Consider the following 24,456-nt stretch of genomic DNA (forward strand, 5'->3'; position numbering starts at 1 on the left):
GGAAACGGGCGCTTGACGGCACCCCATCAACTGCTTAGAGGGGCGCTTCCCGCACAGATGGCCCCTTCGTCTAGCGGTTAGGACGCGGCCCTTTCACGGCTGAAACACGGGTTCGATTCCCGTAGGGGTCACCACGGATGCTTTTTCATGGCATCCCAAATGGTGCCGAATGTTGCGCTCTTCTGCGGGTTGTCCCGACATGGTCATGTCAGCTGGACTGGCAAGATATCGCTTCCGGCAATCTTGGTTTCGGGTTCGTGCCGAGCGATCGCGTGTCGGCCTTGGAACCCGTTCCGCCTGGCCCACCTGACCCGTTACTGTCACGCTCACGTCATTTCATAACGTTGCACCAAGCGATTGCGCGACATGCTCGGTCGGTGCCGCACGGTCGTTTGCGATCAGCCCCCCCAAGCCTGTGAGTTTGCTTGATTTTCCCTGTGCGCCACCCGATGGTGGTTCCAACGGAAACAATCTGGAATCGGCTGCCGCCGGGTCGCGGATCCTATCAGACAGGAAGAGGGGGCGTAAATGAAGCTCAGACACAAATGGATCGGGCTGGCGATGTGCTGGTTGCCGGCCAGCGCCGTGCTGGCGCAGGACGCGAACGAGCTCGAAAAGGCCAAGGAGGCTGCCGATGCCCCGCTGCCCGAGGATGAGCAGGCCTATTTCACCTCGCTCACCTGGCGCAATATCGGCCCCGATCGTGGCGGGCGTTCGATCTCTGCCACTGGCAGCGCGGCGCGCCCGCACGAATATTATTTCACCGCCGTGGGCGGCGGCCTGTGGAAGACCACCGATAGCGGTCAGAGCTGGAAGCCGGTCACCGATGGCCAGCTCGATACCGCCGCGGTCGGCGGGGTCGCGGTGTGCGAGGCCAATCCCGATATCCTCTACCTGACCACCGGCGAGACGCAGCTGCGCGGCAACATCCTGCCCGGCAATGGCGTGTGGAAATCGGTCGATGCGGGCAAGACCTGGGCGAAGACCGGTCTTGCCGATGTCCAGAATTTCGCGCGCGTTCGCATCGATCCGGCCGATTGCGACACCGCCTTTGTCGCGGGCTTCGGCCATTATGGCGAGGCCAATGCCGAACGCGGCGTGTTCAAGACCACCGATGGCGGCAAGAGCTGGCGCAAGGTGCTGTTCCGCGACGCCAAGACCGGCGCGGTCGACATCTCGATCGATCCGAAGAACCCGCGCAACATCTATGCGGCGCTGTGGGAGGCCTGGCGCAAGCCCTGGGGCATGAGCTCGGGCGGCCCGGGCAGCGGGCTGTTCCACAGCACCGATGGCGGCGAGACCTGGAAGGAGCTGACCCGCGCACCGGGGCTTCCGCAAACGGGGCTGATCGGCAAGATCGGGGTCAGCGTCTCGCCGGTCGATGCAAACCGTGTCTACGCCATTGTCGAGCATGCTGAAGAAGGCGGTCTTTTCGTCTCCGACGATGCCGGCGCGAGCTGGCGGCGCAGCAACGACAGCCGCGACATGCGCCAGCGCGCCTTCTATTATTCGCGTCTGCTCGCCGATCCGGTCGAGAAGGACCGGGTCTATATCCTCAATGTCGATTTCTTCCGTTCGGACGACGCGGGCGCGACGCTCAAGAAGATCAAGGTGCCGCATGGCGACAACCACGATCTGTGGATCGATCCCGCCAACAACCAGCGGATGATCCAGGCCAATGACGGCGGCGCGAATGTCAGCGTCAATGGCGGCGAAAGCTGGACGCGGCAGAATTACCCGACCGCGCAGATGTACCGCGTCTCGGTGAGCAACCATTTCCCCTATTTCGTCTGCGGCGGGCAGCAGGACAATTCGACGATCTGCGTGCCCTCGCGCGACTGGAAGCATGTCAACGTGCTCGGCGGCGGCCAGTACGGCTTTGCTGCAGGCGGCGGCGAGAGCGGCTATGTCACCAACGATCCGCTCAATCCGGAAATCTTTTATGCGGGCAGCTATGGCGGCACGCTCGACCGCTACGATCGCGCAACCGGCCAGGCGCGCGCGATCAATGTGCTGCCCGACAATCCGATGGGCTATTCGGCGGGCGAGATTGCCGAGCGCTTCCAGTGGACCTTCCCGATCGTGTTCGATCCGCACGATCCCAGGAGCCTGTACGTTACCTCGCAGCATGTCTGGCGCAGCCGCAACGAGGGCCAGAGCTGGGAGAAGATCAGCCCCGACCTGACGCTTGCCGATCCCAAGACGCTCGGCCCCTCGGGCGGGCCGATCACGCGCGACCAGACTGGCGTCGAGACCTATGCCACGGTGTTCGCCCTCGCCCCGTCGCGGCGCGAGCGCGGGCTGATCTGGGCCGGGTCGGACGACGGCCTGGTGCACGTGACGCGCGATGGCGGCGCCAAATGGGCGAATGTCACGCCCAAGGGCCTGCCGCGCCACACCAAGATCACCACGGTCGAGGATTCGCCGCATGCCGATGGCACGGCCTATATGACCGGCCATCGTTTCCTGCTCAATGACTTCAAGCCCTATGTGCTGAAGACCACCGACTACGGCAGGACCTGGACTTCGATCGTGTCCGGCCTGCCCGCCGACGAGATGGCGCGCAGCATCCGCGAGGACACGGTTCGCCCCGGCCTTCTCTATCTGGGCACCGAGCGCGGCGTGTGGGTCTCGTTCAACGGCGGCAAGGACTGGCGCAAGCTGCAGCGCAACCTGCCTGCGGTGCAGGTGTCCGACCTCGCCGTCACCGCCAACGATCTGGTGATCGCGACGCATGGCCGCTCGTTCTGGGTGCTCGACAATATCGGTGTGCTGCGTCAGCTCGAAAGCGGCGCGCCGCGCACCGAGCGGCTGTTCGCCCCTGCCCCTGCCGTGCGCGAGGTCGATGAGGGCGTGGCGATCGACTATTTCCTGCCTACCCGCCCCAAGACGCTGGCGCTCGACATTCTTGGCCCCGACGGCCAGCTGATCCAGAGCTTCGCGGGCAATCCGGTCGAGCCCAAGAAGGACGAAAAGAAGGACGACGAGGACAACGACCCGTTCAAGCCCAAGCCCAAGCCAACCACGACGATGAAGCCCGGCCTCAACCGCTTCGTGTGGAAGATGCGCTATCCCGGCTTTACCGACTTTCCTGGCATGATCCTGTGGACCAGCCGCAATGGCGGCATCACGGCGGCACCGGGGCGCTATCAGGCGCGGCTGACCGTCGACGGCAAGAGCTTCACCCAGCCGTTCGAGATCCGCACCGACCCGCGCCTGACAAATGTCACCCAGGCGGACCTGGTCGCGCGGTTCGACTTTGCCAACCGCGTCAGCAGCCGCGTGAGCCAGGCCAACGAGGCGGTCCTGCTGATCCGCGGGATCAAGGAGCAGACCGCGGCAGCGGCGGCCAATGCCTCGGCCAATGCCGCGCTGCGCACCTCCCTGGGCGCATTCGATGCAAAGCTGAGCGCGATCGAGGGCGAGCTCTATCAGGTGCGTAACCGCTCGCGTCAGGACCCGCTCAACTATCCGATCAAGCTCAACGACAAGCTCGCCGGTCTGATCGGCGTTGCGGAGAGCGCCGAGGCGCGCCCGACAGATCAGAGCGAAGCAGTGTTCGCGACGCTTTCGGCCGAGCTCGACCGGCAGCTGGCGGCGCTCGAAGCGGCGATCGGCAGCGAGATGCCCAAGCTCAACGCGCAATTGAGCGCAGCGGGAATCGCCGAAGTCGAGCGCAGGCCGCTGGCCGTACCGGTGGCCGATCCGGCAGCCGAATGAGAGCACGCTGTCTGGCGGCGGCGCTTGCGGCTCCCGCCATGTTGACGACCGGAACGGCGGCGGCCGAAACCAGGCTGCCGCCGATCACCGTCACTGCCCCTGCGCAAGCGGGCCGCGTGCTGCCGCCGCAGACGGTGGTCACGCAGGACGAGCTTGTCGATCGCCAGCCACGCAGCCTCGCCGATGTGCTGCGCGGCGTTGCCGGGGTCACCGTGCGCGCCAATTCGCGCGGCGAGACCGTGGCGCGCATTCGCGGGGCAGAAGAACGCCAGACACAGGTGTTTCTCGACGGCGCCCCGCTTGCGGTGCCATGGGACGGGCGGGTCGATCTGGGACTGCTGCCCGCTGGGCTGATCGGCGATGTACGGATCACCAAGGGTGCCGCGCCGATCGAATTTGGCACCAATACCGTGGCCGGCGTGGTCGATTTCCAGACCCGGCAGAGCGCGCAGGGCAGCTTCGCGCATGCCGAGGCCGGCAGCCTGGGATCGGGCAGCGCATCGGTGGTGCTGGCCGAACGGATTGGTGCCATCGAAGCGACCCTGGCCGCTGGCGGCATCACCCGCGACGCCGACCCGCTGGCTGGCCCCCTGCCCTTCAGCCAGGCCTCGCGCAGCCGCCGCACGAACAGCGATCTCGACGCCGCCAGCTTTTTCGCAGGCTTGGGGACGGAACAGGGCGATCTACGCCTGCGTGCCTCACTGCTGCATCTGACCGCCAAACGGGGCATCGCGCCCGAATCGGATCGCCCAGCCGAGGCGGGGACGCGCTTCTGGCGCTATCCCGATATCGCGCTGACCCAGGCGACGCTGAACCTGGGCCTGACGCTGAGCGACCATGCCGAGTTGCGCGCGACCGGCTGGCACCAGGATTTCAGCCAGCGCATCGCCCAGTATCGCAGCGTCAGCTATGCCGCGCTGCGCCGCACGCAGGACGATGACGACAGCACCACCGGCGGGCGCATCACTCTGGCGCACCGGCTGGGGCCGCTCGACCTGCGCTGGGCGGCCTCGGCGCAGTCGAGCACGCACCGACAGGTCGAGACCGACTTTCCTTCTGCAATTGCCGGACCCCGGCTCAGATATCGGCAGAACCTCTACAGCGCCGGCGTGGAGGCAGACGCACAACTCGCCCAGGGCATCCGCGCGACGCTGGGCGCGGCCTATGATGCGGTCGACAATCCGCTGACCGGCGACAAGCCGCGCCAGCCCTCGCTCGGCGCGGGTGCCTTCTCGACAGCCTTGCAGTTCGATCTTGGCAGCGGCGCGGCGCTGACGTTCAGCGGCGGCAGGCGGACGCGCTTCCCCACCGCACGCGAGCTGTTCGGCGAGGCGCTCGGCCGCTTCGCGATCAATCCCGATCTCAGGCCCGAACAGGCCTGGCTCGCCGATGCCGAACTGCGCCTGACGCGCACCGGTTTTGCGCTGACGCTCAACCCGTTCCTGATCCGATCGGAGAACACCCTGTCGCAGCGGGTGCTCGCGGATGGCCGACGCCAGCGGTTCAACCTGTCCGGTGCGACCAGCTTCGGCATCGACGCACGGCTGGCGCATGATCTGACCGAGACGCTGCGGCTCGAGCTGTCCGGCACCGCGCTCAGCGCACGCGCCGATGCGGGCAGCGCGCCCATCCGCCGGTTGCCGCAACGGCCCTCGTACGAGGCGCTGGCCGTGCTCGATTGGAACGTTTCCGGCAGGTTCGACCTTCGCGCCGAACTGCGCGCGATCGGCAAGGCGATCGATCTCGATGCAGCAGGCCAGTGGGTCGATCTGCCTGCGGCTGCGGAAATCGCGTTGCGCGCAGCCGTTCCGATTGCACGCATGGGCGCACACGACCTGATGCTCACGCTAGCGGTCGACAACCTCACCGATGCACAGATTTTCCCGCAGGCCGGATTGCCCTCGCCCGGCAGGGTGTGGCGCATCGGGTTGCGTTTCGACTAGGGGCCATGCAGGCAATGCAACGCCCGCGACGTGCCCCCCTCGCTCTATCACTGCAGTCTCGACGGGTTGAACAGGATCGAGAAATAGATCCCGTCATCCTGCAGGTTGCGATTGCCCGCTACACGCGTCTTCTGGAAGTCATGCGCCCAGGTGATGCGGGCGCTCAAGGCGGGATGCGGCGTCCAGGCCAGCGAGACGCCCGCCCCTGAGATGAAATCGCGCGGAGGATCGGGGGGCTCGCGGTTCTCGAACCAGGCGGCATCGACAAAGGCGCCGATGACGAACCGGCCCGGCCCGGAAGCGCTGCCATCTGCTCCGCCCCCAAGGTTCAAGGGCTGCGAAAGCTCGATCGAACCGATGACCGCATTGTCGACGAGGTATAGCGTCTCGCGATAGCCACGAACCGAATTGAGGCCGCCGATAGGCAGGCGCTCTCCGGCATAGGTGACGCTGCTGCTGTACTGGGCCGTCATCCGCCCGCGCAATTCGGTTCCCGCCGCATTGAGCCTGCGGGCGTAATTCGCCTGGCCGAGCACGCCGATGAAATTGCGGTCAGGGGCCGGAACGCCGGCAATGTCGCTTCGGGTGCCATCGATGCCGACCGAAAGGGTGACGCTGAGCGCCAGCACCTGGCGAATCGAGCGCGACACGAAATCGAGTGCAAGGCGCGCAGCGTAATAGCGCGACACGCCATCGACCGATCCTGGCGCGAAGCTGAAGCGCTCGCCCAGCAGAAAAGTTTTCGTGTCGCGAAAATCGAACTGCGCGCGCGCCGCCAGCGAGGTCGAGGGCGCAAACGTGCCGTCGCCCTTGGGCATGAGTGGGGTCTTGATCAGCTGATGCGCCAGACCCGTGTAGAGCTGGATGCCTTCCGTGCGAATGTCCAGCGGCGCGAGGACCGAATCGACCACGGCCGCATCGTTGAAGCCCAATCCGGCGAAGAACTGCCAGCTCGGCGAGAAAATGGGCTCCTCGAACGTCGCCGCCAGATCGATCACGCCGCGCGTCCGCCCGAATTCGATCGCCAGCCGGTCACCGGGGGTCAGCAGATTCCTGATGCTGCCGCCGATCGCCAGGCGCTGCGCACCGATGGACGGCGTACGGCTGTTGGCAAGACTGGCATAGGCGTCGAGCCGCTCGGCAGGCACGACCGCGACCGCCAGCGCGGCCTCGCCCGGACGGCCATGCGGGCGCAGATCGGCATTGACGGTGGTGATGGCGGCATCCTCTGCCAGCAGTCGGAATTCGCGCTCGAAATCGGCGGCGTTGAACGGATAGGCTGTGGCGGAGGGCAGCCGGTCGAGGACGAACCGGCGGTCCAGCCCGCCCCCGGGCTCGGCTATGCTCAGCGCATCAGGCGCCACATGGCCAAGCACCAGCCTGAGCCGCAAGGGACCGCTTTCCCGGATCGGCGGCTGGCTGGGGACTAGCAGACCCGAATTGACATAGCCGTTCACGGCGAACTGCGCATTGATCAGCTGGATCAGCGCGACGATCCGGGCATAGGGAACAGGCTGGCCGACCAGATCGTTGGCGGCAAACTGGCGCTGCACCCAGGCGGGGTCGATGAGTTCGTCCGGCTCCAGTGAGACGACAAGCCCGCTTGCCGCATCGCGGGCCGGTGCCCATGCCTCAACCGGCTTCATGGCGCGGTCACCCTCGACGATGAGTTGGGTCAGCGTGACCGCCCCCTGGTCCGGGACGCCGGGGACATCGCCGGGCACGCGCGGAACCGATGGCGCCATCGGCGTTTCGGACCGTCCGGGTGCCGGGCGCGGCACCGGATCGGCATAAACGGGGGGCGGCAGCCGTGCTGCGCCCGCATCCGGTCTCAGCACTCCATCGGGGACCACCTGCGCCGCCGCCGGTGCCCAAAAGCCCGACATGAGCGCGATCAGGCCTGCGGTAGCAAGAGCCGGACTCAGCCGCACGGCTGCCCCGGAGCGGCGCGGTCCAGCAGTGCGACAGGCCTGGATGGACGTTCATCGGGTGCGGCATCGGGCTCTGCGAGGCCATAGGGTCCGATCGCGGCGATGCTCAACTGGCTCGCCCCGCCGGCACGCGCCGCCCGGCACCGTCCTGCCAGCACCGCACTTGCATCGAGCAGGTCGATATCCCTCGGCTCCTCGCCCGAGGCGACATAATCGAGCTGGCCCTGGAAGACGAAATTGCCGTTAACCCGGATCTGATCGAGCCGGTCGGCGGCATCGATATAGAATTGCGAGCGGATCACCACATTGGCCCCCGCCTGCTCGCCCAGCGCGAAGATGTTGCCGCCCTGGCTGATGATCGCAAGCGGATTGCCGATGGTGATGACGCCGCCGGTGCCTGGCCCCGACGATGTCGTCACGATGCTGGGCCCGAAAGCCCCATCGCTGAGCCGCAACAGGCCCCGGGAGGGAAGGTCCAGGCGGATGGCCCCGGCGGGACCGAAAGCCGAATTGGTGGTGATCTGCGACCCATTGGCGAGCGTGATATTGCGCGCACCCACGGTGATCGTCCCGGCGCTCGTCGCCGTGGTCGCGAGCCCATCGTTGCTCGAGGCGATCCGCGAACCATTGGCCAGCACGATATCTCCGGGCGTGGCGACGGTAATGCTGCCGGCGCCGCCCCGGGCACCTGGTGCCACCGCGGTGGCAATCGCCGAATTATCGAGCCGGAGTTCGCTCGCCGAAATCGAGATCGATCCGGCATTCCCAGCGCCCGACGTGCTGCTGGTGACCGTCACGCCCCGCTCCATGGCAAGGCCTTGCGTTGCGCGGATGGTGATCGACCCCGCCTGCCCCAGGCTGGTGGTATCCGAACTGATCAGGGCACCATTGGCCAGGCTGATGGTATCGGCGGTGATCTGAAGCGTGCCAGCATCGCCGGTGCCGGCTGCGGTCAGCTCGATGCGGCCGCCATCCATTTGGAAATGGCGGGCGGCGATCCCGATGTCGCCCGGACTGCCCGATCCCAGCGAATTGGCGGTGATGCTGGCATTTCCGCTCAGACGGATGTCGGGGGCCTCAAAGCGAATCAAGCCCGAAAACGGGCTGCGCCCGATGCTGTTGTTGCTTGCGATGGCGGCATTATCCGCGAGCCGGATCGACTCGCTTGCCCTGAATTGCACCGACCCGGCGATGCCGCGCGAAAGACCGTTGGTCTCGATCGCGCTGTTGCCATCGACGAGAATGTTTCGACCGTCGACAAAGATGTTTCCGGCATCGCCAAGCCCGGTGGAGCGCGCAGCAATCTGGGAGTCCCGGATACTGACATCGCTGCCCTCCATCGCGATGAACCCCTGCAGCCCGGTTCCGCCCTGGTTGCTGGAAATCGTGGTTCGATCCAGGGAAAGCGCATTTCGCGCAATAAAGATGATCGCTCCTGCTCCCCTGTCGCCAGACGCGCTCGTGTTGATCAGGCTGTCCGTGAGCGTGATCGAATCGTTGGCGAACATCACCAGCGTTGGCTCGAACAGTGCATCGACGCTTATCGCCGTCCGGGACATCACTATCGATCCGGCATCGATTTCCACATCCTCGCGGGCGGACGTGATCGCGGCATTGCTGATCGTGAGGCGGCCCGTGGCGATAATCGGGTCGCTGCTGTTCGGGTTGATGGGCAGCACGACGGGGCTGTTGCCCGCTGCAATCAGCCGGAAGCCGGATCCCCGCGAAAACCGCTCCCCGACCACAAGCGCACGATCGGAAATGGAAAGGTCGCGCCCGGCCAGGGTGATGGCCCCTGGCGCTGCGATCGGCCGACTGGCCTGGCTGCCGAAAACCGCCAGCGCGCCCTCGGTTCCCTGAAACCCGAAACTCTCAGGGACGGTCATCGAGAATGTCGATCCGCCGGGCGTGACCGCCGAGAAGCGACCACCCCTGAAGAAATCGAGATGCGAAGCGGCGGCAAAATGCGCACCTGCAGCGACATTGAGCTGCGCATTCTCGCCGAACACGATGCCAGCCGGGTTGATGAACCAGAAATCCGCATTGGGAAGCGCGACGCTGTCGATCGTTCCGTCGATCGTCGATGCCTCGCCTCCGGTGACCCGCGTGATGACGTTCTGGATCAACGCGGGATTCGCGAAGGAAAATGTCCAGGCTGCGGTGTCGCCTGCATTCAGGCGGAAGGTAGCAAGCGAGTGGAACAGGTTTCTGCCCGCCAGTCTGCCGCCGTCAATCGTCGTGCGGGTGCCGTCGCGGTTCACGATAGTCCCCAGGTTTCGGTCTGGGGCCGTATCGGCGACAATGACCGTCTGCGCCTGGGCGGCGACCGGCAGCCATGCAGGCAGCGCGGCCATCAGCGCGCTACCCAGCAGGGTGCTGCGCCGCGTCATCGCCAGGCCCCCAGCAGCGTGAACGCCGCCCAGATATTGGGATCGGAAAACGCACCATCGGCGAGCAGCGCGAGCTGCGCCTGGCGCAACGCCTCGGCCTTGCTTTGACCCGCATCATAGCGCGCGTAGAACTGCCGCATCAGCTCTGCCGTGCCTGCATCGTTGACCTGCCAGAGCGAGGCGATCGCGCTGGCTGCACCTGCTTGGATCGCGGCTCCGGCAAGCCCCATATTGGCCTCGTCGTCGCCCACGGCGGTCTCGCAAGCGCTGAGCACGATGAGGTCGAGCGCTCCGCCGCGCACCGAGTTGCCGGCAATCATCCGGCGCAGTTCGGAAAGCGGGATGGCTTCGCCATTGGCGACGATGAAGCTGCGGTTGGAGCCGCCGTTGAACGAGGCGTGGGTGGCCAGGTGCAGCACATCGATCGCACCGCCCCGCAGCGCCTCGGCCAGATCGGCGCGGCGGAAATCCTCGATGAACCGGCTGCCCGAGCGCTTGCCGACGGCAGCGGCGATTCGCGCCTCCTCGGTCGTGCCTTCGAGCGCCGGAAAGGTGCCGCCGAAAATCTCGACGCTTTGCTGCAACGAGGCCGCAACGACGCGCAGCTGATCGTCGCGCCTGCCGGAACCGGGCTGCGAATAGCCGAGCGCAGGGCTGCCACCCAGCCGGGTGCGCTCGACGAGAAAACGGCCTGCCGCATCGGGCAGCGCCGCAAAGGGCAGCGCGCGCAACGGGCCATCGGGAATGATCACCAGGGTGGTCTCGGGCGAGAGCAGGGCTGCCACAGGCTCGATGAGCAGCGCATCCAGCTCGCGCGCGGGCGGGCGCCATGCGTCGTCAAAGCCTTCGCTCAGCCCCAGATTGACCTTCTCGACCAGCGCCGCGACGCGCTGGCGATCGGCAGCCTGGTCAGGCGGCAACCGCCTGTAGATGGCCGGTCCGCCCGATGCCGGACGCTCAGCCAGGATGATCTCGAGCCGGTCAGCGAGCAGAACCGGATAGAGCAGCACCTCGCCCGCCGCGAGGTCCGATGGCGTGAAGGGGATGCGCGGCGGGACGCATTCGCTGCCGAATAGGCTCTGAATTTCCGCCTCGCGGAAGGTCTCGATCATCGTCTGGGCGGCGAGGATCACCTCTCCCTCGCGGCTGTCGCCCGGCGGGATCGACGATAGCGTCACATCGACCGCCTTTTCGAACACCTTGTGCATTCGCAGGGCAAAGGTGGATTCTTCGGTCAGCGGATCGACCGCGGGCAAGAGCGGCCTGATTGCCTCGAGTGCCCGGTAGCCGGCAAGCGCATGAGCAGTGCGGTGCTCCGGGTCGATCTCCGCCAGCAGCACGTACCATTCGGGCAAGCGCACAGGTACGGGACGCTGCGCCTCGAGAAATATCGCCTGATTGATGCGTTCGCGCGCGGTGCCGGCATCTCCTTGCGCCAATGCCAGCCTCGCCTCGAGCGCAGCCGCATAGGCGGCGCAGGCCGCGTCGTTACCTGCCGCAGAGCGCATGGCAGCGATCCGGGTGCCGAGCGTCGCCGTGTCGGCCGCCCCGCTCTCGAGCGCCACCTCTGCAAGCCGCCCGGTGATCTCGCTGCGCATGGCCGCGCCCGGAATGGATGCGGCGGCGGCAAAGCCCTGCTCAAGAGCGCTCGCGATGGTCGATCTGAGATAGTCCTGACGGTCATCGGCTTTGGCCAATAGCGCGAGGGATATCCTCGCCAGCCGCAACTGAGCCAGCGCCGCTGTCTGATAATCCTGCGTGGTCAGGCTGCGCACCGATGCGCAGCGCAAGGCGACGGACGCGACATATTGCGGAGATGTCGTGCCCAGCTGGACGCCGGACAGGGCGCCGCAGACGCCGTCTCCGATCGCATCGGCCTGCACCACGGTCTGGACCGCACCGCGCGTACCCGATCGCGAACGTCTCGCCCCGCGGGTTGCCGGTATGGTCGCGGCATTGAGCGACACCAGCCCAAGCCTGTAGGCTGCGCGCGACGCAACCTGCTCTTCTCCGGCGGCCTCCGCCATGCGGAACGCGGTCAGCAGAAAGGATTGCGCCGCAGACTGGGTCCCGCCACTGCCGGTGCGCATCAGTTCGCCGGCTGCAGCGCAATAGGCGGCAAGCTCGCTCAATTCTGCGGCACCCGATGCTGCCTCCTCGAGGTTCAGCAGTTCCATCGCGCCGTTGGCGCTTTCGGTCGATCCGCTGCGGCGCGCCAGCCGTTGTTCGATCATCTCGGTCGATCTGCGCAAGGCCGCGCCATCGATCGGTGCGGCCACGCGGCCACGGTCGAACGATTGGCACAGTTGCGCCGGACTGGCGGCAAGGGCGGGGGGTGCATCCATGATGAATCCGGCAGCACCCAGCTTGCCGATGGCAGTCAGGACGCTGATGACGAAGCCGCGCCGAGAAGGAACCATAGCTGCCATCATCAAGCCCTTGTCCGGGGGTGAGGCTCCGCTGTCTATTGGCGGACGCAGAAGGTTATGACTAGCCAATGGCAAGTTACAAGTCGATTTCCCAAGGCGTGCGCCAGGGCTCGACCGGTCGTCACCCTCTGACCGGTGCATGGCGACTCGCACACCGCTCGCGGGTCAGCACGCACCATCAGATTGGAACAGAAATTTTACATCCCTAAACAAGCTGCGGCACTGCGCGACCCGACGGCTCGCCAGCCTGTCGGACGGACTTTTGGCCGATCCATCGGTGCACTCTGTCAGACCGGCTGGACAGGGGCAGCGTCGAAATGACTTCATTTTGATTTCAAACAGTTTTCTCCGGTTAATGCACGCGCGGCCATGGCCAATCCTGCTGCCAACATTAACCAATCGATCGATAGCCCATCGAAGTTGAACGGGTCTGGTTATCGATCAGAACGCGCTTCAAGGTAGAAAATCTCGGTAATTCTTCAGGCGATTTCCATTAACCATTGCTTATGCAGTGCCGGATTAAGCGGTGTCATCCAGACTGGACAGCGGGACGCCAGAGGAGACCAACATGCTTAAAGACTTTTACGCCCATTATCCAATTCGCAAGAAATTCGACATAATCCTCGGCGTGCTGCTGGCCATTGCGATTATTCCCGCCGCGCACAGCGCTGTCGAACTCGTCGGCGGCAACGGCGACGCCCTGTGGGAAATGATCGGCGAGCTGGCGGTGCTGATGGCGGTGGGGGCGTTCGTGCTATATGCAAAAAAGGCGGTCTGTGACCCCTATGTGAGTACGGTCGTCCGTATGGAGGGGCTTGCGGCTGGCGATCTGAACAGTGCCATCGCCTTTACCGATCACCGCGACTGCGTCGGCCGGATGAACAAGGCGATGCTGGTGTTCAAGGACAATGCCGCCGAACGTGTCCGCGCGGATGCCGTGCTGCGTACCGTGGTGTCCGAGATAACGTCGGGCCTGCAGCACATGAAGAACGGCAATCTCAGCTATTCGATCGACTCGGCCTTCGACCCTGAATTCGACAGCCTGCGCCGGGATTTCAACGACACCATGGGACAGCTCTGTCAGCTGCTGACCCAGACATCGAGCGCCGCGTCGAACGTGCTCAACGGCGCCTCGGAAATCCGCTCTGCCTCGGACGATCTGGCCAGCCGCACCGAACAGCAGGCCGCCAGCCTGGAAGAAAGCGCCGCAGCGATGCGCGAAGTCACCGGCATGGTGCAGCAGACCGCGCAGAACGCATCCGAAGTCGGCAAGCAGGTCAGCGAGGCGCATCACGCCGCAACCGATGGCGGGGCCGTTGTCCGCCGTGCGGTCACCGCGATGGATGCGATCCAGAAATCCTCGAGCGAGATCACCAACATCATCGATGTCATCGACGGCATCGCGTTCCAGACCAACCTGCTGGCGCTGAACGCCGGGGTCGAGGCGGCCCGCGCGGGCGATGCTGGCAAGGGCTTTGCGGTCGTCGCCAACGAGGTGCGCGCGCTCGCCCAGCGCTCCGCCGATGCCGCCAAGGACATCAAGGAACTGATCACCGCTTCGACCGCAGGCGTGGCCGATGGCGTTGCGCTGGTCGATGAAACCGGCACCGTTCTCTTGCAGATCAGCGACCGCGTCGCGGCGATCAACACGCGAATCTCCGAGATCTCGTCTTCGGCCCAGGCGCAGGCGCTGCGCCTGCAGCAGGTAAATCTCGCGGTGAACGAGATGGACAAGATGACCCAGCAAAATGCCGCGATGGTCGAGGAATCGAACGCCGCAGCCCGCAGCCTGGCAGAGGAAGCCACTGATTTGGCTCAGGTTGTCCAGCGCTTCCAGACAGGAAACGCCGCGCCGATCAAGCAGCCCGCGGCCGCGAAGGCGCCCCGCCGTGCCCCTGCCGCGCGCACGCCGATGGTTTCAGGAAACCTAGCATTAACCATTTCCGAAGAAGACTGGTCGGAATTCTGAGGAACAGGAGAACAGAGTGATGCATCAACTGACTCTGCCCAGCCGGTGCGATCGCGCAAGCGCGATCTCGCTGCATGCCGAATTGCGCGACAAGCTTAAGGCAGGACCGGTGGCGATCGACGGGTCGGATGTCACTGCGCTGGGCCAGGCCATGCTGCAGCTGCTGCTGAGCGCACGCCAGACCGCCAACCGCACCGGGCAGGCGCTGACCATCACTCCTTCTGAAAAAATGCGCGCGACGCTGACCAATGCCGGAGCCGATCCGGACATGCTGTGCGGAAATGGAATGCCGTCATGACCAACGAGGAAATCCGTACCATCTTCTTCGCCGAGTGCGAGGAAGCGCTGGCCTCCGCCGAACGGGCGCTGACCATCTGCAAGAGCCAGCCCGACAATATGGACGCGGTCAACGACGTGTTCCGCTCGGTCCACTCGATCAAGGGTGGAGCGGGCGCGTTCGGCTATACCGCGCTGCAGGTCTATACCCACGGGTTCGAAACGCTGCTCTCGGACGTGCGCGACGGCATCCTGCCGATGACCGAGGATCTGCTGTCGCTGCTGCTGCGCGCGCTCGACCTGCTTGGCGACCATGTCGCGCGGGCGCTCGAGGGCAGCGAAGCACCCGATGACAGCGCGATGATCGCCCAGCTGGCGGCAGCGCAGCAGGGTGGCGGTGCTGCGCCTGCGGCTCCCGCAGAAGCTGCTGCTGCTCCCGCTCCGGTCGATGCCGCACCCGAGCCGGTAGTCGCAGCGGCGCCCGAAGCGCCCACCGCCACCGAATCGTCTTCCGACGTCGACGATCTGCTCTCGTTCGATCTCGACGCGATGCTCAACGACATCGCCACCGAAGTCGCGCCTTCCAAGCCCGCCTGGCGCGTCAGCATGAAGCCGCAGGCCAGCGCCATGCTGAACGGCGGCGAACCGCTGCTGCTGCTGCGCGAACTGCGCTCGCTGGGCGAAGGCACGGTGCGGCTCGACACCAGCGCGCTGCCCGATCTCGACGGTTTCGATCCCGCCGGCGCCTATCTGGCCTGGGACGTGACGCTGCCCGGCGATGTCGAGCGCGATGCGATCGAGGACGTGTTCGGCTTTTCCGGCGATGACCTGGACGTCGCGATCGATTCGGGCGGTGTGACCCCCGACGTTGCGCCCCAGGCCCCTGCGGCAGCCGCCGAACCCGCACAGGCTCCGGCCCCCACTCCCGCGCCTGCCGCGACGGTCGCTGCCGCGCCGGCCGCACCCGTAGCAGCCCCGGCTCCGGCTCCGGCGCCTGTGGAAACCGCTGCTGCTCCGGCCGAAAAGACAGAAACGCCCAAGCCTGCGCTGGTGTCGTCGCAGCCCGCTCCGGCAGCGCCTGCCGCCCCGGTTTCGCAATCGGTGCGAATCGATCTGCGCAAGCTCGATCAGCTGATCGACACCGTCGGCGAGATGATGATCGCGCAGGCGATGCTGGGCCAGCAGATGTCGACCTATGGCATGCGCAACAGCAGCGAACTCGCCATGCTCGAATCGCTGACCCGCGACGTGCAGGAACGCGCGATGGCGATCCGCGCCCAGCCGATCAGCACCGTGTTCAGCCGCGTGCCGCGTCTGCTGCGCGACCTGCAGGCGAGCACCGGCAAGAACATCAACCTGGAAGTCTCGGGCGAGACGACCGAAATCGACAAGACGATCATCGAACGCCTTGGCGATCCGCTCACCCATCTCATCCGCAACGCAGCCGACCATGGCATCGAGGACGCCGCCACCCGCACCGCGAACGGCAAGAGCCCCGATGGCACGCTCAAGCTCTCGGCCGAGCAGCGTTCGGGCCGCATCCTCATCCGCATCGAGGATGACGGTCGCGGCATCGACCAGGCCAAGGTGCTCAAGAAGGCCGTCGAAAAGGGTCTGGTCGCACCCGACGCCAACCTGTCGGCGGACGAGATCAACAACCTGATCTTCGCCCCGGGCTTCTCGACCGCCGAAACCGTCTCGAGCATCTCGGGACGCGGCGTCGGCATGGACGTCGTCCGTCAGAACGTGAAGGATCTGGGCGGCCGCATCACGGTGAAGACCGAGCCGGGCGCCGGCACCAGCTTCATCCTGACGCTGCCGCTGACGCTCGCCATCGCCGACGGCATGACCGTCACGGTGGGTTCGCAAACGCTGGTGCTGCCGCTGTCGCACATTGTCGAGAACCTGCGTCCGGGCGAAGGCGAGATCCACCGCCTGGGCAACGGCCGCCTGATGCTCAAGGCACGCGACCGGTTCATCCCGGTGGTGAACATCGCCCGCGCGCTCGATCTCGACGGCGAGATCAACGATCCGACCGAGGCCGTGCTGATCATCGTCGATACCGAGCTGGCAGGCCAGGCTGCGCTGCTGGTGGATTCGATCGTCGACCAGCGCCAGATCGTGATCAAGAGCCTCAACGCCAATTACCGCTCGGTCGAATGCGTCGCAGGCGCGACCATTCTGGGTGATGGCCGCGTCGCATTGATCGTCGATGTCGATGGCCTTGTCGCTGCCGAAGCGGGCACGCAGAGCTACCGGGAGGTTGCGTGAACGCGCAAGCCCTCTCTTTCGAGACGCTGCCGGGGATCAGCCGGGCCGTCTACTCGCCGGAGGATTTCGCCACCGTTCAGCGGCTGGCGCATGAAACTGCGGGTATCGTGCTGGTCCCTGCCAAGTCGATGCTGGTCTATTCGCGCCTGGCCCCGCTGGTGCGCGAATCGCGCTTCACCACCTTTTCCGATTATCTCGCCTCGCTGAAGGGCAATGAGGAGGAGCTGCGCCGGGTGATCTGCGCGCTGACCACCAACCACACCTATTTCTTCCGCGAGGACCATCATTTCGAGCATCTGGGCGAGGAAGTGGCCCCGGTGCTGATCGCCAAGGCGCGCAAGGGCCAGCCGGTGCGCATCTGGTCGGCGGGCTGTTCGAGCGGCGAGGAAACCTGGTCGATCGTCACCACGATCCTGGGCGAGGACGCGCGCATGGCGGCGACGCTGGCGGGCACCGATCTGCGCATCCTGGCGACCGATCTCGACGACAACGTGCTCAATACCGCGCGCGCAGCGAGCTATTCGACCGAGAATATCTCCGCAATGCCCGCCGAACTGCGCCGGTTGTGGACCCAGTCGAGCGGTGCCACCACCACGATCAACCCGCAGGTGCGCAATCTCGTGAGCTTCAACCGGCTCAACCTGCTGCATGACTGGCCGATGAAGCGTCAGTTCGACGTGATCTTCTGCCGCAACGTCATGATCTATTTCGACCAGCCGACCAAGGAACGGCTGGTGGCCCGGTTTGCAGATCAGCTGCTGCCCGGCGGGCATCTGTACATTGGCCATAGCGAACGCGTTATTGGCCCTGCCGCTGCCCGTCTTACGCAAATCGGTAAGACTATTTACCTTAAGGAGGGCGCATGAGCATTCGTGTCCTGATCGTCGATGATTCTCCCACCATGCGTGCGCTGCTGGTCGAGGCTTTGCGCCCGGCCGCGGACATCCAGGTCGTGGGCACGGCGGTCGATGCGCGCGAGGCGCGCAGCATGATCAAGGCGCTCAACCCGGATGTCGTTACGCTCGACATCGAAATGCCGGGAATGAGCGGCCTGGAATTCCTCGAAAAGCTGATGACGCTGCGCCCGACGCCGGTCGTGATCGTTTCGGGTCTCGCGGAAAGCGGCTCGGCGATGACGGTGCGCGCGCTCGAGATCGGCGCGGTCGAATGTTATGCCAAGCCCAGCGGCGCGGCCGGCAATATCCTCGTGTCCGACCAGGGTCGCCTTGCCGAGATGATCCGCAACGCTGCCCAGGCCAAGGTGCAGGCGCATGACCGTGCCCGCCCTGCCCCGGCCCCGCGCCAGACGCTGGGATCGGCGCAGACCCGGCTGATCGCGATCGGCGCATCGACCGGCGGCGTGGAAGCGCTGCACGTGCTGCTGAGCCAGTTCCCGGCCGATTGCCCGCCCACCATGGTGGTGCAGCATATCAACGGTGCCTTTGCCGAAGCCGTCGCGCGCCGTCTCGATTCGGTCTGCGCGCCCAAGGTGATGATCGCCGAGCCCGACCTGCCGGTGCGTGCAGGCCATGTTTATATCGCGCCGGGCACCGAAAGGCATCTGGAAGTGCGCGGCAGCAGCAGTTCGGGCATGTATGTCCGCGCGCGGCCCGGTCCGAAGGTCAGCGGCCATCGCCCAAGCGTCGATGTGCTGTTCCATTCGGTCGCGGAAAATCTGGGCGCGGACGCCATCGGCATCCAGCTGACCGGCATGGGCAATGACGGCGCGCATGGCCTGCTCGCCATGGCCGAGAGCGGCGCGATGACCATTGCGCAGGACGAGGCGACTTCGGTCGTGTTCGGCATGCCGGGCGCGGCGATCGCGCTGGGCGCTGCCAGCGTCGTCGCGCCGATCCACCGCATCGCGCAGGTCGCCTTCGGAGGTGTTGCGCTATGCTGATGGAAACCATCGACTTTTCCAAGCACAAGCGGGTGCGTCTGATGGTCATGCAGGGCCAGGCGCGGGTGAGCGGCGATCCCAGGCTCGAGCTGACCACCGTGCTGGGCAGCTGCATCGCATGCTGCCTGTATGACGCCTCGAACAATATCGGGGGCATGAACCATTTCCTGCTCGCCAGCCCCAGCAATGATGCCGGGCTGGACGAACATTATGGCGTGTACCTGATGGAAGTGCTGATCAACGAGATGCTGGCTTATGGCGCGGACCGCCGGATGCTGCGCGCGCATCTCTATGGCGGTGCCAACATGTCCAGCGGAATGAGCTGGATCGGCACGGCCAATGCTGAATTCGCGACCTCGTTCCTCAAGGCGGAGGGGATTCCGTTGGTCAGCCAGTCGGTCGGCGGTCCGTCCGCCCGGCGCGTCGATTTCCGCCCCTATCATGGCCAGGCGCGTTGCCGCATCGTCGACAACTCGCAGGCTCCCAAAGACCTGCCCACACCCAAGCCTCGTGAAGATCACGGCGATATTGAGCTGTTCTGAGAGAAGGACCCCGAAAATGACCTGTGCTCAAGAAAAGACCCGCATTCTGACTGTGGACGACAGTCCCAGCATGCGCGCACTGCTCAAGCATGCGCTGACAGCGGAGGGATTCCATGTCGACCAGGCCGATGACGGCGTTTCCGCGCTCGATTGGCTTAAGGAGAACGAGTGCGATGTCGTTATTACGGACATCAACATGCCACGCATGGACGGCTTCGGCCTGATCGAGCACCTGCGAAAGGGCGCGATTCACGAGAATCGCCCGATCCTGGTGCTGACGACCGAGGCGTCCGAGGAGAAGAAGGCACAGGCGCGCCGGGCCGGTGCGACGGGATGGATCGTGAAGCCGTTCGACGCTGTGAAGCTCGCGGCTGCCGTCCGCCGCGTCACGCACTGATCCTGCTAGCCTGTTGTTGGGGGAAGAATGATGAACCGTCAGCTGATCACGTTTGAAGTCGAAGGCCAGACCTTCGGTATCGACATCATGGGCATCCGCGAAATCCGCGCCTGGTCGCCCACCACCCGCCTGCCGCGCGTGCCCGATTACGTAGCCGGCGTCGTCAACCTGCGCGGCATTGTGCTGCCGGTGATCGATCTGGCGGCGCGCCTGGGTTGGAACAAGTCCAAGCCCGGGGAGCGGCACGTCATCATCGTCACCGAGGTCAACGGCCAGCTCAAGGGCATGATCGTCGATGCGGTGCGCGATATCGTCACCTTCGACCAGAGCGCGCTGCAGCCGCCGCCGACCACGGGCGATTCGGTGCTGCCCTTCCTCGAAGGGCTTGCCTCGCTCGACGACCGCATGGTGATGGTGCTCGACCTTGTCGCTCTCACCCATGAAATCGAATATGCCGACGCTGCCTGATCGCAGCCTCATTTCCCGTAACTGAAGGGTCAAACCAATGACTGCCGCCGCCCGTGTTCTGATCGTCGATGACTCCATCACCATGCGTGCGCTGTTCACCAGCGCGCTGGAAAAGGACAAGAATATCGAGGTGCTGGGCGCCGCCCGCGACGTCATCGAGGCGCGCGAGATGATCGCCGAACTGCGCCCCAACGTGCTGACGCTCGACGTCGAAATGCCCGGCATGAACGGCATCGACTTCCTGGCCGAACTGATGGCCGAGCGCCCCATTCCGGTGGTGATGCTCTCCACGCTGACCCAGAAGGGCGCGGACATCTCGCTGCGCGCGATCGAGCTGGGCGCGGTCGACTGCTTCCCCAAGCCGCAAAAGGCGACGGCGGAAGAATTCGCCAAGATCTCGGGCAAGCTGTGCAAGACCGTGCTGACCGCTGCGCGCACCAATCTGGAAGCGCGCGCCAAGGCCAAGGACGCGGTCGATCTCAGCGCCTCGTTCAACTATCGCTGGAACGGCCAGGTTATCGCGATCGCAGGCGGAATGGGATCGATCGACCCGGCCACCGTCGCGGTCACCAGCCTGCCGACCAACTGCCCGCCGACCATCGTGTCGCTGGCGATCGACGAGGCGCTCTCGGCCTCGCTGACCGCCAATCTCAACAAGGATTGCCGCGCGCAGATCAAGATCGCCGAAGACGGCGCACTGCTCGAGCCGGGCATCATCCATGTCGCAGTCGATCCGCGCTACCATGTGGTGATCGATAGCTGGCCCAATGGACGCATCCGTCTGGTCGAGCGCGATCCCGTCAACGGTGCGCGTCCCTCGGCCGACCTGCTGATGGCCTCGCTCGCCAAGACCGTCGGTGCCAAGGGCGTCGGCCTGCTGCTTTCGGGCGGTGGTGAAGATGGCGCCGCCGGCATGGGCGCGCTGCGCGCCGCGGAAGGCACCTGCCTGTTGCAGTCGCCCGACACCGCGCTGATCCCCGAAATGATCGGCGCCGCCATCGCCAAGGGCATCATGAACTTCGTGCCCCCGGCGGAATTCGGTGCACGTCTGTGCCCGCCCGACGAGGCGACGCAGAATGCTGCATGACCGCACGGCCCTGCGCGTCATTGCCGATCTGCTGCGCTCTACCGGCCATCTGACCGAACAGGTCGGCTCGTCGCTCTGCCAGGACGAGGAAACGGCAATCCGCAACCTGACGCTGCTGCAGGACATCGACCTGCTGGCGCAGCGTCAGGTCGCGATCGCCGAGATCCTGGAATCGGAGGACCTGTCGCAGTCGCTCGCCAATTGCCGGCTCGAATGGATCGCCAGCGCCTACCGACCCGTCAGCACCAGCCACGCGCCGGAGGCCTGAGGCCGGATCACATGGCGCCGCCGCTGGCCATCCATAGCGCCATGGCGACCATCATGACGTTCTCGGTGAGCGAGACGAAGCCCAGCGGCACGCGCGAGCTGCCGCCGACACAGGCGCACTTGATGTCGCGCTTCTGCACATAGACCGCGTAGAAGACCGACACCGCGCCCACCGAACCGATGAACAGCGCTACCGGGATCGATACCCAGTCGAGCGCCCGCGCGAGCATTAGCACCCCGGCAAGCCCTTCGGCAAACGGGTAGATATAGGCATAAGGCAGCCAGCGCCGGGCCAGCAGATCATAGCCCAGGAACATCGTCGCGAACGCATCGACATCCTGCAGCTTGGGCACCGCAAGCAGGCACATCGCCACCGCGACAAACGTCTCGATCGTCATCATCGACACGAGCGTGCCCATGGTCAGCCAGCTGGTCGCGCCCGCCATCAGGGCGGCCATCGCGAACAACGCGATCACCGGCACATAGGAAACCGCGTCCGCGTCCTTCACTTTCTTGCCGAAATATCGGCGCAAATCGTCATTCCCGCCGATCCGCACCCCGTCGATAAAGGTCTGCGGCGTGGTCTTGACCCCATGCTTCGCCTTGAACGCATCGGTCTCCTCGCGCGTCGTCAGCCAGTGGTCCTCGACTGCATAGCCCTGGCTCTCGAGCAGATACTTGCTCTTGAGGCCATAGGGGCAGACATGCTTGTCCATCACCATGCGATGGAGCACGGCGGTCTTGCGCGCGGTCATTTCTTGATCTTCTCGAACAGCTCGATCAGCTCGTTGAACTTGATCCGCTGCTCGGCCGCATCGCCCGATGCGATCGCTTCCGACACGCAGCACGCGGCGTGATCCTTGAGGATCTCGCTCTCGGCCTTGGAGAGTGCCGCCTTGACCGCCTGCATCTGGTTGAGAATGTCGATGCAATATCGGTCCTGCTCGACCATCTGCGCGATGCCGCGCATCTGACCTTCGATGCGTTTCAAGCGGTTGAGGATTGCGGTTCTGTCCTTGGCCATGCTGATCCCTCCAAAATGGCGTTGCATACCATAGGGGGGTATAGTATGTGCGCCACAGAGGATAAGCAAGAACCATGCGCAGAGATTTTTCCAGACGCTCCATCCTGACCGGCATCGGCGGCACCCTTGGTCTGGCCGCCGTGCCAGCCTGGGCGCAGGGCCACAGCATGCACGGCGGCAGCCACGGGCGCGGCGGACCGCGTATTCCTGCGGGGTTCGACGAGGTGCGCGGGCCTGAGGTCAATCTCTCGATCGGCAGCGGCCATCGCATCGTCCAGGGGCGGCGCGGGCCGGGCATCGCGGTCAATGGCAGCGTGCCGGGCCCGCTGATCCGGCTGACCGAAGGCGACACGGTGCGCCTCAACGTCACCAACACGCTCGATGTCGACAGTTCGGTGCACTGGCACGGGCTGCTGGTGCCGTTCCAGTATGACGGCGTGCCGGGCATCAGCTTTCCGGGGATCAGGCCGGGCGAGACCTTCACCTACGAATTTCCCGTGCGCCAGTCGGGCACCTACTGGTATCACAGCCATTCGGGGCTGCAGGAACAGTCGGGCCATTATGGACCGATGATCATCGAGCCGAAGGGCGGCGAGACGGTTCGAGTCGACCGCGACTATATCCTGCTGGTCAGCGATTTTACCACGCTCGACCCGCATTTCATCATGAAGCGGCTGCGCACTGGCGAAGGATTTTTCAACCGGCAGCAGAATACATGGACCGACGATTATCCGATGTCGGGCGACGAGCGCCGGATGTGGGGCGAGATGCGGATGATGCCCACCGATATCGCCGATATCGGCGGCAAGACCTATACCTTCTTGGCCAATGGGCGCGGCCCGAAAGAGGGCATGGAATATCTGTTCAAGGCCGGTGAACGCATTCGCCTGCGCATCATCAACGGCGCGGCGATGACCTTCTTCAACATCCGCATCCCCGGCCTGCCGATGACCGTGATCGCGACCGATGGCCAGCGGGTGCGCCCGGTCGAGGTGGACGAATTGCAGATCGGCACAGCGGAAACCTATGACGTGATCCTCGAGCCCGGCTCCGCGCCTGCCTATAGCATCGTAGCCGAATCGATGGATCGGTCGGGCATGGCGCTGGCGACGCTGGCGAGCGCGCCGGGGCTGCGCGCCGAGGTGCCGGCACTGCGCGACCCGCCGCTGCTGACCATGGGCGACATGGGCATGAACCATGGCGATGGCGCGATGGATCACGCTGGAATGGACCATGGTTCCATGGGCCATGGCTCGGGCGGCATGAGCATGCAGGGCATGAAGATGCGCGACACCACGCTGCTGCCGCCCGACGTCAAGGTCGGGCCCGGCATCGATATGGTCTCGATGGCGCCGGTCGACAAGATGGGCGATCCGGGCCTGGGCCTGCGCGATGTGCCGCACCGCGTGCTCAACTATCGCATGCTGGCTGCGGCCGAACCGAACCCCGATGCGCGCGAGCCGACCCGGCTGCTCGAGCTGCACCTCACCGGAAACATGGAACGCTATATGTGGTCGTTCGACGGGCGCATGTATTCGGCGGTCAGCGACGTGCCGATCCGCTTTGCCTGGAACGAGCGCGTGCGGGTGAAGCTGGTCAACAACACGATGATGGCGCACCCCATCCATCTCCACGGCATGTTCTTCGAGATGGTCAATGGCGAAGCGCCCGACCGGCAACCGCGCAAGAACACCATGATCGTGCAGCCGGGCGCGAGCGCGCAGTTCGATCTCACCGCCAACGAGCCGGGCGACTGGGCCTTTCACTGCCACCTGCTCTATCACATGCATGGCGGGATGATGCAGACCGTGACGGTCGCCGGGCCGGAGCGCGCGGCGTGAA

At 65.3% G+C, this 24,456-nt stretch carries 18 protein-coding genes and 1 tRNA gene; 14 read left to right on the plus strand and 5 right to left on the minus strand.

Annotation, left to right across the window (positions count from 1 at the left end):
• Positions 1–59: 59 nt before the first annotated feature.
• The 3 genes from AX725_RS03950 to AX725_RS03960 all read left to right on the plus strand — a co-directional run bounded on the left by AX725_RS03950 (position 60) and on the right by AX725_RS03960 (position 5,663).
• Positions 60–134 (plus strand) — tRNA-Glu (locus AX725_RS03950).
• 394 nt (positions 135–528) lie between these two features.
• Positions 529–3,720 (plus strand): WD40/YVTN/BNR-like repeat-containing protein, encoded by a 3,192-nt coding sequence (locus AX725_RS03955; protein WP_060977757.1) that lies wholly within the window; start codon positions 529–531, stop codon positions 3,718–3,720.
• Between the two features lie 38 nt (positions 3,721–3,758).
• Complete coding sequence (locus tag AX725_RS03960; RefSeq protein ID WP_060977758.1) at positions 3,759–5,663, plus strand: TonB-dependent receptor plug domain-containing protein; 1,905 nt, start codon at positions 3,759–3,761, stop codon at positions 5,661–5,663.
• Between the two features lie 47 nt (positions 5,664–5,710).
• On the opposite strand, the gene AX725_RS03965 is transcribed toward AX725_RS03960, so the two are convergent.
• From AX725_RS03965 to AX725_RS03975, 3 genes are read right to left on the minus strand one after another with little or no spacing between them, the layout of a single operon-like run.
• The gene (locus AX725_RS03965) at positions 5,711–7,594 is read right to left on the minus strand and encodes a ShlB/FhaC/HecB family hemolysin secretion/activation protein (protein ID WP_060977759.1); all 1,884 of its coding nucleotides are present in this window, start codon (positions 7,592–7,594) and stop codon (positions 5,711–5,713) included.
• Complete coding sequence (locus AX725_RS03970) at positions 7,585–9,984, minus strand: two-partner secretion domain-containing protein (RefSeq protein ID WP_060977760.1); 2,400 nt, start codon at positions 9,982–9,984, stop codon at positions 7,585–7,587. The genes AX725_RS03965 and AX725_RS03970 overlap by 10 nt, the downstream gene beginning before the upstream one ends.
• On the minus strand, positions 9,981–12,413 hold the full coding sequence (locus tag AX725_RS03975; protein WP_202184366.1) for a CHAT domain-containing protein: 2,433 nt from the start codon (positions 12,411–12,413) through the stop codon (positions 9,981–9,983). The genes AX725_RS03970 and AX725_RS03975 overlap by 4 nt, the downstream gene beginning before the upstream one ends.
• Before the next feature lie 568 nt (positions 12,414–12,981).
• Between AX725_RS03975 and AX725_RS03980 the strand changes: the two genes are divergently transcribed.
• Genes AX725_RS03980 through AX725_RS04025 form a run of 10 tightly spaced genes read left to right on the plus strand, consistent with a single transcriptional unit; the run spans position 12,982 to position 21,591 of the window.
• Positions 12,982–14,382, plus strand: a complete 1,401-nt coding sequence (locus AX725_RS03980; RefSeq protein WP_060977762.1) for a methyl-accepting chemotaxis protein — start codon at positions 12,982–12,984, stop codon at positions 14,380–14,382.
• Positions 14,383–14,401: 19 nt separating this feature from the next.
• Positions 14,402–14,680, plus strand: coding sequence for an STAS domain-containing protein (locus tag AX725_RS03985; RefSeq protein ID WP_060977763.1), 279 nt, complete (start codon positions 14,402–14,404; stop codon positions 14,678–14,680).
• Complete coding sequence (locus AX725_RS03990) at positions 14,677–16,929, plus strand: chemotaxis protein CheA (protein ID WP_066119058.1); 2,253 nt, start codon at positions 14,677–14,679, stop codon at positions 16,927–16,929. The genes AX725_RS03985 and AX725_RS03990 overlap by 4 nt, the downstream gene beginning before the upstream one ends.
• Positions 16,926–17,795: a CheR family methyltransferase gene (locus AX725_RS03995; protein ID WP_060980190.1), complete on the plus strand. Its 870-nt coding sequence runs from the start codon at positions 16,926–16,928 to the stop codon at positions 17,793–17,795. Before AX725_RS03990 ends, AX725_RS03995 begins: the two co-directional genes overlap by 4 nt.
• The gene (locus tag AX725_RS04000) at positions 17,792–18,829 is read left to right on the plus strand and encodes a protein-glutamate methylesterase/protein-glutamine glutaminase (RefSeq protein ID WP_060980191.1); all 1,038 of its coding nucleotides are present in this window, start codon (positions 17,792–17,794) and stop codon (positions 18,827–18,829) included. Before AX725_RS03995 ends, AX725_RS04000 begins: the two co-directional genes overlap by 4 nt.
• On the plus strand, positions 18,829–19,371 hold the full coding sequence (locus AX725_RS04005) for a chemotaxis protein CheD (RefSeq protein ID WP_060980205.1): 543 nt from the start codon (positions 18,829–18,831) through the stop codon (positions 19,369–19,371). Before AX725_RS04000 ends, AX725_RS04005 begins: the two co-directional genes overlap by 1 nt.
• A gap of 16 nt (positions 19,372–19,387) precedes the next feature.
• On the plus strand, positions 19,388–19,768 hold the full coding sequence (locus AX725_RS04010) for a response regulator (protein ID WP_081096883.1): 381 nt from the start codon (positions 19,388–19,390) through the stop codon (positions 19,766–19,768).
• Positions 19,769–19,798: 30 nt separating this feature from the next.
• Complete coding sequence (locus AX725_RS04015) at positions 19,799–20,236, plus strand: chemotaxis protein CheW (protein ID WP_023836565.1); 438 nt, start codon at positions 19,799–19,801, stop codon at positions 20,234–20,236.
• Between the two features lie 37 nt (positions 20,237–20,273).
• Entirely contained in the window at positions 20,274–21,323 is a 1,050-nt protein-coding gene (locus AX725_RS04020) for a chemotaxis protein CheB (protein WP_060980192.1), read from the plus strand.
• Positions 21,313–21,591 carry a hypothetical protein gene (locus tag AX725_RS04025; protein WP_060980193.1) on the plus strand — a complete coding sequence of 93 codons (279 nt, stop codon included), beginning with the start codon at positions 21,313–21,315 and terminating at the stop codon, positions 21,589–21,591. The genes AX725_RS04020 and AX725_RS04025 overlap by 11 nt, the downstream gene beginning before the upstream one ends.
• A gap of 7 nt (positions 21,592–21,598) precedes the next feature.
• On the opposite strand, the gene AX725_RS04030 is transcribed toward AX725_RS04025, so the two are convergent.
• Both AX725_RS04030 and AX725_RS04035 read right to left on the minus strand, forming a co-directional pair.
• Complete coding sequence (locus AX725_RS04030; RefSeq protein WP_060980194.1) at positions 21,599–22,345, minus strand: glutaredoxin family protein; 747 nt, start codon at positions 22,343–22,345, stop codon at positions 21,599–21,601.
• A complete protein-coding gene (locus AX725_RS04035) occupies positions 22,342–22,614 on the minus strand; it encodes a metal-sensitive transcriptional regulator (protein WP_060980195.1) in 273 nt (90 codons plus the stop codon). The genes AX725_RS04030 and AX725_RS04035 overlap by 4 nt, the downstream gene beginning before the upstream one ends.
• A gap of 74 nt (positions 22,615–22,688) precedes the next feature.
• On the opposite strand from AX725_RS04035, the gene AX725_RS04040 reads away from it, so the two are divergent.
• Positions 22,689–24,455, plus strand: a complete 1,767-nt coding sequence (locus AX725_RS04040; protein WP_060980196.1) for a copper resistance system multicopper oxidase — start codon at positions 22,689–22,691, stop codon at positions 24,453–24,455.
• Position 24,456 lies beyond the last annotated feature (1 nt).

The sequence above is a fragment of the Blastomonas sp. CCH9-A1 genome (assembly GCF_001557175.1).
Classification (GTDB): Bacteria; Pseudomonadota; Alphaproteobacteria; order Sphingomonadales; family Sphingomonadaceae; genus Blastomonas; species Blastomonas delafieldii_A.